General features: G+C 69.1%; 14 protein-coding genes. 12 read left to right on the plus strand and 2 right to left on the minus strand.

Annotation, left to right across the window (positions count from 1 at the left end; all coding sequences use genetic code 11):
- Positions 1-78: 78 nt before the first annotated feature.
- From purB to IE066_RS05065, 11 genes are all read left to right on the plus strand, one after another.
- Positions 79-1,455 (plus strand): adenylosuccinate lyase, encoded by a 1,377-nt coding sequence (gene purB / locus IE066_RS05015; RefSeq protein ID WP_189447399.1) that lies wholly within the window; start codon positions 79-81, stop codon positions 1,453-1,455.
- On the plus strand, positions 1,455-2,339 hold the full coding sequence (gene bla / locus IE066_RS05020) for a subclass B3 metallo-beta-lactamase (protein WP_229790667.1): 885 nt from the start codon (positions 1,455-1,457) through the stop codon (positions 2,337-2,339). Before purB ends, bla begins: the two co-directional genes overlap by 1 nt.
- Complete coding sequence (locus tag IE066_RS05025) at positions 2,336-3,511, plus strand: cupin domain-containing protein (RefSeq protein WP_189447400.1); 1,176 nt, start codon at positions 2,336-2,338, stop codon at positions 3,509-3,511. The genes bla and IE066_RS05025 overlap by 4 nt, the downstream gene beginning before the upstream one ends.
- A complete protein-coding gene (locus IE066_RS05030; protein WP_189447402.1) occupies positions 3,508-4,407 on the plus strand; it encodes a GNAT family N-acetyltransferase in 900 nt (299 codons plus the stop codon). The genes IE066_RS05025 and IE066_RS05030 overlap by 4 nt, the downstream gene beginning before the upstream one ends.
- A 158-nt stretch (positions 4,408-4,565) precedes the next feature.
- Positions 4,566-7,397: a 2-oxoglutarate dehydrogenase E1 component gene (locus tag IE066_RS05035; RefSeq protein WP_229790668.1), complete on the plus strand. Its 2,832-nt coding sequence runs from the start codon at positions 4,566-4,568 to the stop codon at positions 7,395-7,397.
- Positions 7,398-7,455: 58 nt separating this feature from the next.
- Positions 7,456-8,685 carry a dihydrolipoyllysine-residue succinyltransferase gene (gene sucB / locus IE066_RS05040; protein ID WP_189447406.1) on the plus strand — a complete coding sequence of 410 codons (1,230 nt, stop codon included), beginning with the start codon at positions 7,456-7,458 and terminating at the stop codon, positions 8,683-8,685.
- 60 nt (positions 8,686-8,745) lie between these two features.
- Complete coding sequence (gene lpdA / locus IE066_RS05045; protein WP_189447408.1) at positions 8,746-10,176, plus strand: dihydrolipoyl dehydrogenase; 1,431 nt, start codon at positions 8,746-8,748, stop codon at positions 10,174-10,176.
- Positions 10,177-10,246: 70 nt separating this feature from the next.
- Positions 10,247-11,104, plus strand: coding sequence for a class I SAM-dependent methyltransferase (locus IE066_RS05050; protein WP_189447410.1), 858 nt, complete (start codon positions 10,247-10,249; stop codon positions 11,102-11,104).
- Positions 11,104-11,706: an LOG family protein gene (locus IE066_RS05055; RefSeq protein ID WP_189447412.1), complete on the plus strand. Its 603-nt coding sequence runs from the start codon at positions 11,104-11,106 to the stop codon at positions 11,704-11,706. Before IE066_RS05050 ends, IE066_RS05055 begins: the two co-directional genes overlap by 1 nt.
- Positions 11,707-11,725: 19 nt before the next feature.
- The gene (locus IE066_RS05060) at positions 11,726-12,715 is read left to right on the plus strand and encodes a YhdH/YhfP family quinone oxidoreductase (protein ID WP_189447414.1); all 990 of its coding nucleotides are present in this window, start codon (positions 11,726-11,728) and stop codon (positions 12,713-12,715) included.
- A 57-nt stretch (positions 12,716-12,772) separates the two neighbouring features.
- A complete protein-coding gene (locus IE066_RS05065) occupies positions 12,773-13,138 on the plus strand; it encodes a response regulator (RefSeq protein ID WP_133499922.1) in 366 nt (121 codons plus the stop codon).
- Positions 13,139-13,191: 53 nt separating this feature from the next.
- Here IE066_RS05065 and IE066_RS05070 read toward each other — a convergent pair whose 3' ends face one another.
- Together IE066_RS05070 and IE066_RS05075 are read right to left on the minus strand one after the other, a co-directional pair.
- Positions 13,192-14,079, minus strand: coding sequence for a DnaJ C-terminal domain-containing protein (locus IE066_RS05070; RefSeq protein ID WP_189447417.1), 888 nt, complete (start codon positions 14,077-14,079; stop codon positions 13,192-13,194).
- A gap of 123 nt (positions 14,080-14,202) precedes the next feature.
- On the minus strand, positions 14,203-14,697 hold the full coding sequence (locus IE066_RS05075) for an Hsp20/alpha crystallin family protein (RefSeq protein ID WP_189447418.1): 495 nt from the start codon (positions 14,695-14,697) through the stop codon (positions 14,203-14,205).
- Positions 14,698-14,833: 136 nt separating this feature from the next.
- On the opposite strand from IE066_RS05075, the gene IE066_RS05080 reads away from it, so the two are divergent.
- A complete protein-coding gene (locus IE066_RS05080) occupies positions 14,834-15,316 on the plus strand; it encodes a peroxiredoxin (RefSeq protein ID WP_189447420.1) in 483 nt (160 codons plus the stop codon).
- Positions 15,317-15,327 lie beyond the last annotated feature (11 nt).

Raw genomic sequence — 15,327 nt, forward strand, 5'->3', positions numbered from 1 at the left:
TACGCCGCCTCGCGTCAACGCGCGGCGGCCGCCGGACGCGGGCGGTAAAATCGCCGCTCCCTCCCCGACCGGCCCGCCATGTCCCCGACCGTCGAAACCTCGCTGCTCGCTCTCTCGCCGCTCGATGGCCGCTACGCGGGCAAGGTGGACGCCCTGCGTCCAGTGTTCTCCGAATACGGGCTGATCCGCGCACGGGTGAAGGTGGAGATCGAATGGCTGATCGCGCTGGCCGCCGAGCCGGCCGTCGTCGAGCTGCCGGCGTTCTCCGATGCAGCGATCGCGCGGCTGCGCGACTTCGCGGACGGGCTTTCGCTGGCCGATGCGGCGCGCGTCAAGGAGATCGAGCGCACCACCAACCACGACGTCAAGGCGGTCGAGTACCTGATCAAGGAGCGGCTGAAGGACGACGCGGAGCTCGCGCCGGCGCTGGAGTTCGTGCATTTCGCCTGCACGTCCGAGGACATCAACAACCTCAGCTATGCGTTGATGCTGCGCGAGGCGCGCGAGGACGTCATGGCGCCGCGACTGCGGGAGCTGATCGCGACGTTGCGCGGGATGGCGCACCAGCACGCGGAGCTGCCGATGCTGTCGCGCACCCACGGCCAGACAGCGTCGCCGACCACGGTCGGCAAGGAGATCGCCAACGTCGTCGCGCGCCTGGAGCGCCAGCGCGAGGTGCTCGAGGCGCTGCCGATGCCGGGCAAGATCAATGGCGCCGTCGGCAACTACAACGCGCACGTGGCCTCGTATCCGGATGTCGACTGGCCGGCGTTCTCGCAGCGCTTCGTACGATCGCTGGGCCTGACCTGGCAGCCCTACACGACCCAGATCGAGCCGCACGACGGCGTCGCCGAGATCAGCGACGTGATGAAGCGCATCGGCACGATCTCGATCGATCTCTGCCGCGACGTCTGGGGTTACATCTCGCTGGGCTACTTCAAGCAGGCGGTGAAGGCCGGCGAAGTCGGCAGCTCGACGATGCCGCACAAGGTCAACCCGATCGACTTCGAGAACGCGGAAGGCAACTTCGGCATCGCCAATGCGCTGTTCGAGCACTTCGCAGCGAAACTGCCGATCAGCCGCTGGCAGCGCGACCTTACCGACTCCACCGTGCTGCGAGCGCTCGGCACCGCATTCGGCCATGCGCTGATCGGCTTCGACGCACTGCTACGCGGCCTCGGCAAGCTCAGCGTGAATCCCGAACGTCTCGCGGCCGACCTCGACGCGGCATGGGAAGTCCTCGCCGAAGCCGTACAGACGGTCATGCGTCGCTATGGCCTGCCGCAGCCTTACGAGCAGCTCAAGGCGCTCACCCGCGGCCATGGCATCAGCGAGCAGGCGATGCGCGAGTTCATCGCCGGACTCGAGTTGCCTGCCGACGCCAAGCAGCGGCTGGTCGACATGACGCCTTCGAGTTACATCGGCCGCGCCGCCGACCTCGCGCGGAGCATCTGATGCGCCTCCATGCCGCTGCGCTGCTCGCGCTGTTGCCATTGTCCGCCTGCGCGACGACGCCCCGAGCCGCGGCGGACACGCGCTGCGCGGACGACGCCGGCTGGAACGACCCCTCGCCGCCGCGCCACGTGTACGGCGGCACCTGGTACGTCGGAACCTGCGGTATCGCGGCATTGCTCGTCACCGGGCCTGACGGGCACGTGCTGATCGACGCGGGTACGGAGAAATCCGCGCCTCTGGTCGAAGCCAACATCCGCGCCGCCGGCTTCCGTGTCGAGGACATCCGCGCCATCGTCGGCTCGCATGCGCATGGCGACCATGCCGGCGGCATCGCCCGCCTGCAGCGCGCGTCGGGCGCGACGGTGCGGGCCCGCACGCCGGCGGTCGGCGTGCTGTCGAGCGGCCGGGCCGACCGCACCGATCCGCAGTTCCTGACGCTCGATGCCTTTCCCGCAGTGGCGAACGTCGTACCACTGGACGACGGTGGCCACGTCCGCGTCGGCAGCATCGAGCTCGTCGCCCATGCCACGCCGGGCCACACGCCCGGCGGCACCAGCTGGACCTGGCGCGAATGCGAGGGCGGCCGCTGCGTCGACATGGCCTACGTCGACAGCCTCACCGCGATATCGGACGACGTGTACCGCTACTCCGACGACGCCGCGCACCCGGGCGCTCTCGCCGCATTCCGTGCGACCTTCGACACCGTCGCCGCGCTGCCCTGCGATGTGCTGATCACACCGCATCCGTCCGCCAGCGGGCTATGGGCGCGGCTAGGCCCCGGCGCAACACGGCCGCTCGAATCCGACGATGCATGCCGCGCCTACGCCGGCGCCGGCAGACTGCGCCTCGAAGAACGCCTGCAGAAGGAAGCCGCCGCGAAATGATCGAGATCGACGCCCGCCGCAAGCCGCCGCTGGGCATGGCGCCCGCGCGCTTCCTGCGCGAGTTCTGGCAGAAGAAGCCGCTGCTCATCCGCAACGCGTTTCCGGATTTCGTCACGCCGATCGAGCCCGAGGACCTCGCCGGTCTCGCCTGCGAGGAACTCGCGCTCTCGCGCATCATCGAGCACGACCGCGCGAGCGACCGCTACACGCTGCGCACCGGCCCGTTCGCCGAGGACGACTTTCCCGGCATGCCCGACCACGACTGGACGTTGCTGGTGCAGGACGTCGACAAGTGGGACGGCGACGTGGCGGCGATCCTGTCGCGCTTCGGCTTCCTGCCGCGCTGGCGCATCGACGACGTCATGATCTCCTTCGCCGCGACCGGCGGCTCGGTGGGCGCGCATGTCGACCAGTACGACGTGTTCCTGCTGCAGGCCAAGGGCCACCGCCGCTGGCAGATCGACGCCTCGGAGAATCCGCCGCTGGATTTCCGCGACGATGCGGAGATCAGGCTGCTGCGCAAGTTCACCCCGACCCACGAATGGGTGCTCGCGCCCGGCGACATGCTCTACCTCCCGCCCGGTGTGCCGCACCATGGCGTCGCGGAGGATCCGTGCCTGACCTTCAGTGTCGGCATGCGTGCGCCCTCCGCCGCCGAACTGCTCGGCGACTTCGTCGACACGCTCGCCGCCGGCGCCGACGAGACGCTGCGCTACCGCGATCCCGACCTGACGCCCGCGCGCGATCCCAACGAGATCGACGACGAGGCGATGCGCCGCGCCATCGAAGCGCTCAATGCCCTGCGCATGAACGACCAGGACCGGCTGACGGACTGGTTCGGGCGCTTCGTCACCACCTATCGAAGCGGCGGCATCGTGGCCGCTTCGCCCGAGCCGCTGGACACGGCGACGCTCGAGTCCGCGCTGTCGCGGGGCGCCGTACTGCATCGCAATCCCTTCTCGCGCGTGGCCTGGCGCCGGCTCTCGCGCGGCGCCGCGCTGTTCGTCGCGGGCCAGTCCTACCCGATGCCCGTGGCCGACGCACGCCGCCTGGCCGCCGCGACCGAGATCGACCTCGGGGCGTACGCACGCCTGGGCGCCGGTGCACGCGCCGCGGTCGTCGATCTGGCGGGCGCCGGGCACTATCAGGCCGGCGGGGACGAAGAGGAATGAGCACGGACTGGCACGTCGGGATCGTCGAGTACGGCACGGCGCTGCCCGAGCTGCGTGCCGTCCGCGACGTCGTCTTCGTCGAGGAACAGGGCGTGCCCGTCGACATCGAGCGCGACGCGATCGACGCCGCCTGCACGCATGTACTCGCGCGCGACGCGGGCGGCCGGCCCATCGGCGCGGGCCGCCTCGCGCCCGACGGCAAGATCGGCCGGATGGCCGTGCTGCGCGACTGGCGCGGACGTGGCGTCGGCCGTGCGCTGCTGCTGCAACTCGTGGAGGCGGCGCGCGCCGCGGACCTGCGCGAGCTGTTCCTGCATGCGCAGGTCGATGCCGAGCGCTTCTACGCCGCCGAGGGGTTCCTGCCCGTCGGCGAACGCTTCGAGGAAGCCGGCATCCAGCATCAGGCCATGAGGCGCGTGCTCGGGCACCCCGCGGCGGTCGAGACCGCCGTGCAGGCGGCCGCGGCCACGATCGGCATCGTGGCCAATACGCGTCGGGCCCTGATGGTTTACAGCCGTGAGATGGATCCCGGCCTGCTCGACCAGCCCGACGTGCTGGCCGCGCTGCGCCGCCTCGCCACCCGCGGCGGCGAGATCCGCCTTCTGCTGCAGGACGTCGCCGGCCCGCAGCGCGCGCATGCACCGTTGATCGCGCTGGCCCAGCGACTGCCCTCCGCCTTCTCGGTGCGGGTCATCGAGGAGCCGGTCGACCTCACCTACCCGTCCGCCTTCGTGGCCGGGGATACCGGCGGCTGGTATTTCCGCCCCCTCGGTCACCGACTCGACGGCGAGACGCAGCTGGACGGAGCGGCGCGCATGCGCCAGTTGCGCACCGTGTTCGACGGTGCATGGGAACGGGCACGTCCGGCGAGCGAGCTGAGGGCGCTCGGCATCTGAGATGCACGCAGCGTGACGGTGCGTTCGGGCGCGACACCCGATCGTCCCGCTATAATTCAGGTTCTTTGGCGCCCGTACTCGGTTACGAAGGCCACGCGGTGTTCGCGCAGGGCCCAGGGCGTCCCGCCTCTCTCCCAACGAGATTTCCCACCGCCATCGTGGACAGCCTCCTGAAGCAGTTTGCCCAGTCCTCCCAGCTCGGCGCCAATGCCGCCTACGTGGAGGAGCTGTACGAGCAGTACCTGGTCGCGCCGGACAGCGTCGATCCGAAATGGAAGGCCTACTTCGATGGCGTGAAGAACGGCTCGACCGCGGAAATCCCGCATTCGGCCGTCATCGAGTCGATCGCCGAGGCCGGCCGCCAGGCCGCGCGCGGCATGGTCGCCTCGGGTGGCACCGAGGCCGGCGACGAACGCCAGCGCGCGGTCGGCAAGCTGATCATCGCCTACCGCTCGCGCGGCCATCTCGGCGCGAAGCTCGACCCGCTCGGCCTCGAGAAGGCCCCCGAGGCGCCCGACCTCGAGCTCGGGTTCCACGGCCTTTCCGAGCGCGACCTCGACGCCGAGTTCAGCACCGGCGGCGTGGGCGGCAAGGACCGCATGAAGCTGCGCGACCTCGCCGCGCTGCTGAAGTCGACCTACACCGGCACCGTCGGCGCCGAGTTCATGCACATCGCCGAGGCCGACCAGCGCCGCTGGTTCTACGAGCGCATGGAAAAGGCGGGCGGCCGCTACGCGCGCAGCGCGGAGGACCGCAAGCGCGTGCTCGAGCGCCTGACGGCCGCCGACGGCCTGGAGCGCTACCTCGGCACCAAGTACGTAGGCCAGAAGCGCTTCTCGCTGGAAGGCGGCGACTCGCTGATCCCGCTGCTGGACGACATGATCCGCCGCGCCGGCTCGCAGGGCGCCAAGGAAGTGGTGATGGGCATGGCCCACCGCGGCCGCCTCAACGTGCTGGTCAATACCCTCGGCAAGCCGCCGCGCGACCTCTTCAACGAGTTCGAGGGCAAGTTCGAGCACGTGCACAACGACCTCGCCCACCAGGGCGACGTCAAGTACCACATGGGTTTCTCGGCCGACGTCGCCACCCCCGGCGGCCCGGTGCACCTCGCGCTCGCGTTCAATCCGTCGCACCTCGAGATCGTCGACCCGGTGGTCGCCGGCAGCGCGCGCTCGCGCCAGAACCGCCGCGGCACCGACGGCCGCAAGCAGGTGCTGCCGATCCTGATGCACGGCGACGCCGCGTTCGCCGGCCAGGGCGTGGTGATGGAGCTGTTCCAGATGTCGCAGGCCCGCGGCTTCGCGGTCGGCGGCACGGTGCACATCGTCATCAACAACCAGGTGGGCTTCACCACCAGCGAGCGCCAGGACGCGCGTTCGACGCTGTACTGCACCGACGTCTCCAAGATGGTCGGCGCGCCGGTGTTGCACGTGAACGGCGACGACCCGGACGCGGTGCTGTTCTGCGGCGAGCTCGCGCTCGACTTCCGCAACACGTTCGGCAAGGACGTGGTGATCGACCTCGTCTGCTACCGCCGCCACGGCCACAACGAGGCGGACGAGCCGGCGGCGACGCAGCCGCTGATGTACCAGGTGATCCGCAAGCACCCGACGCCGCGCGAAATGTACGGCAAGCGCCTGGTGGCCGACGGCGTGATCGCCGAGGGCGAGGTGCAGGCCATCGCCGACGCCTACCGCAACCGCCTGGACGCCGGCGAGGTCACCGCCGAGGTGGTCGACGTCACCGGGGACGAGTTCACGCCGGACTGGTCGCGCTTCCTCACCGGCAAGCTCGCCGAGCCGGTGGACACGAGCTTCGACCATGCCAAGCTCGTCGACCTCGCCCGGGCGATCACGACGATTCCGGAGCGCATCAAGCTGCATCCGCGCGTGGCCAAGATCTACGAGGACCGCCGCAAGATGACGGCCGGCGAGCTCGCGGGCGACTGGGGCTTCGCCGAGAACCTCGCGTACGCGACGTTGCTCAGCGAGGGCTACAAGCTTCGCCTGGTCGGTCAGGACTGTGGCCGCGGCACGTTCTTCCACCGCCACGCCATCCTCCACGAGCAGTCGACCGACGAGTACTACCTGCCGCTGCGCGAGCTGGTGTCGAACCCGAACGACGTCGCCATCATCGACTCGCTGCTGAGCGAGGAGGCGGTCATGGCGTTCGAGTACGGCTACTCGACCGCCGATCCCATGACGCTGGACATCTGGGAAGGCCAGTTCGGCGACTTCGCCAACGGCGCGCAGGTGGTGATCGACCAGTTCCTGTCCTCCGGCGAGGCCAAGTGGGGCCGCCTGTGCGGGCTAGCGCTGTTCCTGCCGCATGGCTACGAGGGCCAGGGCCCCGAGCACAGCTCGGCACGCCTGGAGCGCTACCTGCAGCTCTGTGCTCTGGACAACATGGTCGTCTGCACGCCGACCACGCCGGCCCAGGCGTACCACATGATCCGCCGCCAGATGCTGATGCCGACGCGCAAGCCGCTCGTCGTCATGACGCCGAAGTCGCTGCTGCGCCACAAGCTCGCGGTGTCGTCGCTGGACGACCTCGCGGCCGGCGGCTTCCAGAAGCTGATCCCGGACACCGTCAGCACGCCGAAGAAGGCCAAGCGCGTGGTGCTCTGCGGCGGCAAGGTCTATTACGACCTGCTGGAAGATGCGCAGAAGCGTGGCGCCGACGACGTGGCGATCATCCGCGTCGAGCAGCTCTACCCGTTCCCGCGTGCCGAGCTCAGGGCCGAACTCGCCAAGTACGCGACCAAGGACGTCGTCTGGTGCCAGGAAGAGCCGCAGAACCAGGGCGCCTGGTACCAGATCCGCCATCACCTGGTCGCCTGCCTGGGCGCGAAGCAGACGCTGCACTACGCGGGTCGCCTGCGCTCGCCGTCGCCCGCCGCCGGCCACTTCGCCGACCACGTGCGCGAGCAGCAGCAGCTGATCGCCGACGCGCTCGTCAATCCGCTGACCGGCGAGGCCTGCGAGGAGTGATCCCCGCGGCCCTGCCCACCCTTTTCGCCGTACCCAATTTCCTTAAGGACGCTTCTCCATGAGCACCGAAATCAAGGTTCCCGTGCTGCCCGAGTCGGTCTCCGACGCCACCATCGCCACCTGGCACAAGAAGCCCGGCGACGCGGTCAAGCGCGACGAGAACCTCGTCGACCTCGAGACCGACAAGGTCGTGCTGGAAGTGCCCTCGCCCGTCGACGGCGTCCTGAAGGAGATCAAGTTCGACACCGGCGCGACGGTCAACAGCGAGCAGGTCATCGCAATCGTCGAGGCCGGCGCGGTTGCCGCCGCACCGGCCGCGGCCGCCGCGGAGTCGGCGTCCGACAAGGCGATCGACGCCAAGAACGATGCCGCGACCACCAACGAGGCGCAGCCGGTGATGCCGAAGTCGGCACCGCAGCAGCCCGCGCCGGGCGCCAACGCGCAGCTGCCGCCGGGCGCGCGCTTCGCCGCCGAGACCTCGGGCGTGAACGCGGCCGATGTCGCCGGTACCGGCCGCCGTGGCGCGGTCACCAAGGAAGACATCGTCAATTACGCGAAGTCCGGCGGCGTCGGTTCCGCGGGCGGCGCGCGCCCCGAGGAGCGCGTGCCGATGACGCGCATGCGCGCGCGCATCGCCGAGCGCCTGATGCAGTCCAAGAACTCCATCGCGATGCTGACCTCGTTCAACGAGGTCAACCTCGGCAAGGTGATGGAGATGCGCAAGGAGCTGCAGGACGATTTCGTCAAGGCCAACGGCATCAAGCTCGGCTTCATGAGCTTCTTCGCCAAGGCCGCGGCGAACGCGTTGCAGCGCCATCCGATCATCAATGCCTCGGTCGACGGCAACGACGTGATCTACCACGGCTATGCCGACATCTCGATCGCCGTGTCCACCGATAAGGGCCTGGTGACGCCGGTGCTTCGCAACGTCGAGCGCATGTCGTTCGCCGACATCGAGAAGGGCATCGCCGACTACGCCAAGAAGGCGCGCGACGGCAAGCTCGGCCTCGACGACCTGCAGGGCGGCACGTTCACGATCACCAATGGCGGCACGTTCGGCTCGCTGATGTCGACGCCGATCGTCAACCCGCCGCAGTCCGCGATCCTCGGCATGCACGCCATCAAGGAGCGCGCGATCGTCGAGAACGGCCAGGTGGTCGCCGCGCCGATGATGTACATCGCGCTCTCCTACGACCACCGCATCATCGACGGCAAGGACGCGGTGCTGTTCCTGGTCGACATCAAGAACCAGCTCGAGAACCCGCACCGCATGCTGCTGGGCATGTAATGCCCGCCGGCCCCGCCCTCGCGCGGGGCCTCTGCATTAGGCGAACAAGGAATACCTGAGATGAGCGAACAGCAGCAATTCGACGTCGTCGTCATCGGCGCCGGCCCCGCCGGCTACCACGCCGCCATCCGCGCGGCGCAGCTCGGCCTGAAGACCGCCTGCATCGACGCGGCGCTCGGCAAGGACGGCAAGCCCGCCCTCGGCGGCACCTGCCTGCGCGTGGGCTGCATCCCGTCCAAGGCGCTGCTCGACAGCTCGCGCCAGTTCTGGAACATGCACCACATCTTCGCCGACCACGGCATTTCGTTCGCGGACGAGAAGATCGACGTCGCGACGATGGTTGGTCGCAAGGACAAGATCGTCAAGCAGTTCACCGGCGGCATCGCCTCGCTGTTCAAGGCGAACAAGGTCACCGCGTTCTACGGCTTCGGCCAACTGCAGCCGGGTAACGTCGTGGTGGTGAAGCAGCACGACGGTTCGACCGTCGAGCTCAAGGGCACGAACGTGATCATCGCCGCTGGCTCGGATTCCATCGAGCTGCCGTTCGCGAAGTTCGGCGAGCACATCGTCGACAACGTCGGCGCGCTCGACTTCACGGAAGTCCCGAAGCGCCTCGGCGTGATCGGCGCCGGCGTGATCGGCCTCGAGCTCGGCAGCGTGTGGAACCGCCTCGGTGCCGAGGTGACGATCCTCGAAGGCATGCCGACGTTCCTGTCCGCCGCCGATGGCGAGGCCAGCAAGGTCGCCGCGCGCGAGTTCAAGAAGCAGGGCCTCGACATCCGCCTCGGCTGCAAGGTGTCGAACACCGACGTGCAGGCCGACGGCGTGCATGTCGCCTACACCGATGCCTCGGGCGCGGCGCAGGAACTCGTGGTCGACAAGCTGCTCGTGGCCGTCGGTCGCCGCGCTGCAACGAAGGGCCTTCTCGCGGACGGCACCGGTGTGCAGGTCAACGAGCGTGGCCAGATCGTGGTGGACGAACACTGCCACACCGGCGTCGACGGCGTCTGGGCGGTCGGCGACTGCGTGCGTGGCCCGATGCTCGCGCACAAGGGCTTCGAGGAAGGCATCGCGGTGGCCGAGCTCATCGCCGGCCTGCCGGGCCACGTCAACTTCGACACGATCCCGTGGGTGATCTACACCGAACCGGAAATCGCCTGGGTCGGCAAGACCGAGGAGCAGCTCAAGGCCGAGGGCGTGCCCTACAAGGCCGGCAGCTTCCCGTTCGCGGCGGTGGGTCGTGCGGTCGCCATGGCCGAGCCCGCGGGCTTCGTGAAGGTCATCGCGCATGCGGAGACCGACACCGTACTGGGCATGCACCTGGTCGGTGCGAATGTGTCCGAGCTGGTGCACGAGGGCGTGCTGACCATGGAGTTCAAGGGCTCGGCCGACGACCTCGCGCGTATCTGCCACGCGCATCCGTCGCTGTCGGAAGCGGTCCACGACGCGGCGATGGCCGTCCACAAGCGCGCGATCCACAAGGCCAACTGATCCGTCCGGATCGACATCGAAGCCGCCGTCATCCTGCGATGATGGCGGCTTCGTCGTTTCCGACACCGCCATGACCGACGCCACGCCCGTTCGCAACGTGTCCGACACGGCCCGCTGGGTCGCGATTTATCGCGCGATGGAAACCGAGCGCCCGGACGCGATCTTCCGCGACCCGTTCGCGCGGAGGCTCGGCGGCGAACGCGGTGAGCAGATCGTGCGCGACCTGCCGCGCGGTCGCTCGCTGGCGTGGCCGATGATCGTGCGCACCGCCGTCATGGACGAGATCGTCATGCGCTGCGTGCGCGAAGGCGCGCGCACGGTGCTGAATCTGGCCGCCGGCCTCGATGCACGACCCTATCGCCTCGACCTGCCTGCCGACGTCCGCTGGATGCACGTCGACCTGCCGGAGATGCTCGACTACTTCCGTGAGCAGATGGCGTCGGAGACACCGCGCTGCAAGCTGGAGTTCCATTCGACCGATCTGCGCGACGCCGAGGCGCGTCGCGCGCTGTTCGGGGATGCGACGTCGACCGGTCCGTTGCTCGTCGTCTCCGAAGGCCTGCTGATCTACCTCGAGGCCGAGGACGTCGCCGCCCTCGCCCGCGACCTGCACGACGTCGCGGCGGCGCGCTGGTGGCTGTTCGATCTCGCCTCGCCGCTGCTGTTGGAGCGCTTCACGAATCACCTGGACCGCGACCTCGCGGCCGGTAATGCGCCGTTCCGCTTCGCGCCGGCGGATGGCTCCGCCTTCTTCGAGCCGATGGGGTGGCACGAGCGCGAATTCCGCTCCACCTGGGGTGAATCCCTCCGGCTCAAGCGTTCCGCGCCTGCCGCGCCGCTGCTGAACCTGCTTTCCAAGCTCTCGCCACGACGTGCCGCCGCCATCCGGCGCATGTCGGGCATCGTTCTGATGGAGAACCGAAACTGATGCGCGAACTCCGTGCCGTCTGCGTCTACTGCGGCTCGAATGCCGGCAACCGTCCCGTCTACGCCGATCGCGCGGCGGCGCTCGGGCAGCGCCTCGCGCGCGAAGGCATCGCGGTCGTCTACGGCGGCGGCAACGTCGGGCTGATGGGCGTCGTCGCCGATGCGGCGCTCGAAGCCGGTGGCGAGGTCATCGGGGTCATCCCCGAGCAGCTGGTCAACTGGGAAGTCGCGCACCGCGGCCTGACCCGGCTGGAGGTCGTGGCCGACATGCACACGCGCAAGATGCGCATGTTCGATCTGTCCGACGCGTTCATCGCCCTGCCCGGCGGCTTCGGCACGCTCGACGAGATGTTCGAGATGCTCACCTGGCGCCAGCTCGGCCTTGGTGACCGCCCCTGCGCGTTCCTCGACGTCGATGGCTTCTACGCACCGCTGATGGGCATGCTCGATCGCATGGTCGCCGAGCGCTTCCTGCATCCCGAACAGCGCACGGACCTCTGGCACGGCGACGACATCGACACGTTGCTCGACTGGATGCGCGCCTACAAGCCGGCGCAGGCCGACAAGTGGATGGACGAGAAGCGCCGCCGCGAGATCCGCTGAGCAAGACGAGGAGCACCCGATGATTCCGCAGACCTTCCGCGCCTTCCGCATCCACAGCGACGATGCCGGCTATCGCGCCCGCATCGAAAACGTGTCGATCGACGACCTCGCACCGGGCGAAGTCGTCATCCGCACCGCCTACTCGTCGGTGAACTACAAGGACGCGCTTGCGGGTACCGGCAAGGGCAAGATCCTGCGCCGCTTCCCGCTGGTGGGCGGCATCGACGTCGCGGGCCACGTCGTCGAGAGTCGAGATGCTCGCTATCGCGAGGGCGACGCCGTACTCGTAACCGGCAGCGGTCTGTCGGAAACGCGCGATGGCGGCTATTCCGAATACGCGCGGCTCGAGGCGGACTGGGCGATCCCCTTGCCCGCCGGCCTCGGCCTCCGCGAGGCGATGATCCTCGGCACCGCCGGCTTCACCGCAGCGTTGGCGCTGTACCGGATGCTGGAGAACGGCCAGGTGCCCGCGCACGGGCCGCTCGCCGTCACCGGCGCGACCGGCGGCGTCGGCTCGCTCGCCGTCGATATCTTCAGCCGTGCGGGCTTCGATGTGCATGCGATCAGCGGCAAGGCCGACCAGGCCGGCTACCTGCGCGAAATCGGCGCCGCGGATGTGCTGGGCCGCGAAGCGCTCGCCACCTCACGACCGCTGGAAAGCGCGCGCTTCGGCGGCGGGCTCGACAACGTCGGCGGCGCCATGCTCGCGAGCCTTCTCGCGCAGACAGCGCCCTACGGCAACGTGGCGAGCGCGGGTCTTGCGGCGACGGCCGACCTGCCGACCACCGTGATGCCCTTCATCATCCGCGGCGTGTCGCTGCTGGGCGTCGCATCGGCCGGTACCGCGAGGACCATCCGCGAGCGCGTCTGGGAGCACCTGGCCACCGACTGGAAGCCGGTCCACCTCGAACGGATCTGCATGCGGGAAGTCACCCTGGACGAGCTGCCGGAGGTATTCGACAGCATGCTCGCCGGCGGCTCGCTGGGCCGAACGCTCGTCCGCCTCTGAACTTGCGGGCGGTACGGCATGCCCCGTTAGAATCGCGACAATCCCCGAGAGCACGCCATGGCCCGCATCCTGATCGTCGACGACTCGCCCTCCCAGCTGATGGGCATCCGCCGCCTCGTCGAGAAGCTGGGCCACGAGGCCCTCACCGCCGAGGACGGCGCTGCGGGCGTGGAAGCCGCCAAGCGCGAGCTGCCCGACCTCATCCTGATGGACGTGGTGATGCCGAACCTCAACGGCTTCCAGGCCACGCGCGCGATCACGCGCGAGGCGACGACCAAGCACATCCCGATCGTGCTGGTGACCACGAAGGACCAGGACACCGACCGCATGTGGGGCTTGCGCCAGGGCGCGAAGGCCTACATCACCAAGCCGTTCAACGACAACGACCTGGCCGAGGTCATCGGCCAGTTGATGCCGGGCTGACCACGGACGGCCACGGCATCGCGCCGCGGCCACCGTTCCTATTGCTTGCCGCGTCAGGCGCCCTGGAACGCGTCGCGCAAGGCCTCGTAGGCCTGGATCTGCCCGACCGACTGCGCCCGCGGCGCGGTGATTTCGAGTTCGACGATCTGGTCGCCCGGCGGGTCGCCCGGCAGGCCGCGGCCGCGCAGGCGCAGCTTGCGGCCGGCGTCGGAATTCGGCGGGATGCGCAGCTCGACGTCGCCACCTAGCGTGGGCACGTGCCGGGTGGCGCCGAGCGCCGCGTCCCAGGGCGCTACCTGCACCACATGGATCACGTTGCGCCCGTCGACCTCGAACTGCGGATGCGCGGCGTATTCGACCTCCAGCAGCAGGTCGCCGCCGGTCGAGCCCTGACCGGCCAAGCGGATCACCTGCCCCTCGCGCACGCCCTTGGGCACGCGCACGTCGAGCGTGCGGCCGTTTACGCCGATCCGCACCGAGCGACCCTCGTAGACGGCCTCCAGCGGCACGGCGAGCTTGGCGCGCGTGTCGCTGCGCGGCATCGGGCCGCGGCCCATGCCGGGCCCGGGGCGAGGGCCGCCGCGGCGCCCCTGCCCGAACAGGTTCTCGAAGAAGTCGCTGAAACCGCCGCCCGCACCACCGCCCGCGAAGATCTCCTCGAAGTCCACGCCGCCGAAATCGCCGAAGCCCTGCGGCCCCGGCTGCACGTCGTCGCCCGGTCGGTAGCCGCGCGAGCGGATCTGGTCGTAGGCCTTGCGCTTGGCGGGATCGCGCAGCGCCTCGTAGGCCTCGTTGACCGCCTTGAAGCGTTCCTCGGCGTCCTTTTCCTTGCTGACGTCCGGGTGGTACTTGCGCGCCAGCCGGCGGTAGGCCGTCTTGATCTCGGCATCGCCCGCGGTCGGCTCGACGCCGAGGATCTCGTAGTAGTCCTTGAACTGCATTCGACGCTCCGTCGATCGATAGAAACAAAACGGCCCGCAGGCGTCGCCGGCGGGCCGTCAGTGTAGTTTCACCGCACGAACGGCGACGTGCGCATCCGCGCGGCACCCGCTGTCCGGGCAGGATTACTGGCGCGTCGACTCGCTCTCGCGCGCGACCGACGTACCGTTGCCGACCTGGATGCGGCGCGGGGTGGTTTCAGGGCGCTTGGGAATACTGATCTCCAGTACCCCGTTGCGGCCGTTGGCGGTGATGCCCTCGGCGTCGGCGCTGTCCGGCAGCGCGAAGCGGCGATGGAACATGCCGTAACGGCGCTCGATGCGCGAATAGCGGCCGTTCTGCGTGTCCATCTCGCCGCGGCGCTCGCCGCGAATCGACAGGATGCCCTTGTCCATCAGCACCTCGACGTCCTGGGGATCGACGCCCGGCAGGTCGGCGAAGATGGCGAAGCGGTCCGGCTCCTCGACGATGTCCACGCGCGGCGCCCACTGGCTGGTCACTACCGACGACTCGTCGGACGTGGTCTCGCTGAGGTTGAAGAAGCGCTCGACGAGCTGCTTGAACTCGTCCTGCAACTGCGACTGGCCGGCGCGCTGCTGCGGGTACTGCATCAGGTTCATGGCTGCACTCCTCGTTGGATTGCGGCGGGGCCGCTCTGCCGCGGTAACTAGTGGCGCGCAGCGGTCTTTCAAGAGTCGACCCCGCCGCCACGGGCGCGCCGTACACTGGGTTAAGACAGCAGACAGGAGCTCCACCATGATCCAGCCCGGCGACCGCATCCCCGAAGTCGTGGTCCAGCACATCACGCCCAAGGGCATCGAGAAGACCGACACGCTCGCGCTGTTCGGCACCGGCCGCACGGTGCTGTTCGCAGTGCCCGGCGCGTTCACCCCCACATGCAGCGAGCGCCACCTTCCGGGCTACGTGTCGAACTTCGACGCCTTCCGCGAGCGCGGCGTGGACGTGGCCTGCATGGCGGTCAACGACCCCTTCGTGATGCAGGCCTGGATGCAGAGCGCCGGCGTGCCCGAGGGACTGCGCATGGTGGCCGACGGCAATGCCGAGCTCACCCGCGCGCTCGGGCTGGAACTGGACGCGTCGTCCTACGGCATGGGCATCCGCTCCAAGCGCTTCGCGATGCTGATCGAGGACGGCGTGGCGCGGCAGGTGTTCGTCGAGGCGCCCGGCGAGTTCCGCGTGTCCACCGCGGAGAACATGCTCGAGGCGGTCGGCGGCTGATCGACCCCGTA

The organism is Cognatilysobacter xinjiangensis, assembly GCF_014651995.1.
GTDB lineage: Bacteria > Pseudomonadota > Gammaproteobacteria > Xanthomonadales > Xanthomonadaceae > Cognatilysobacter > Cognatilysobacter xinjiangensis.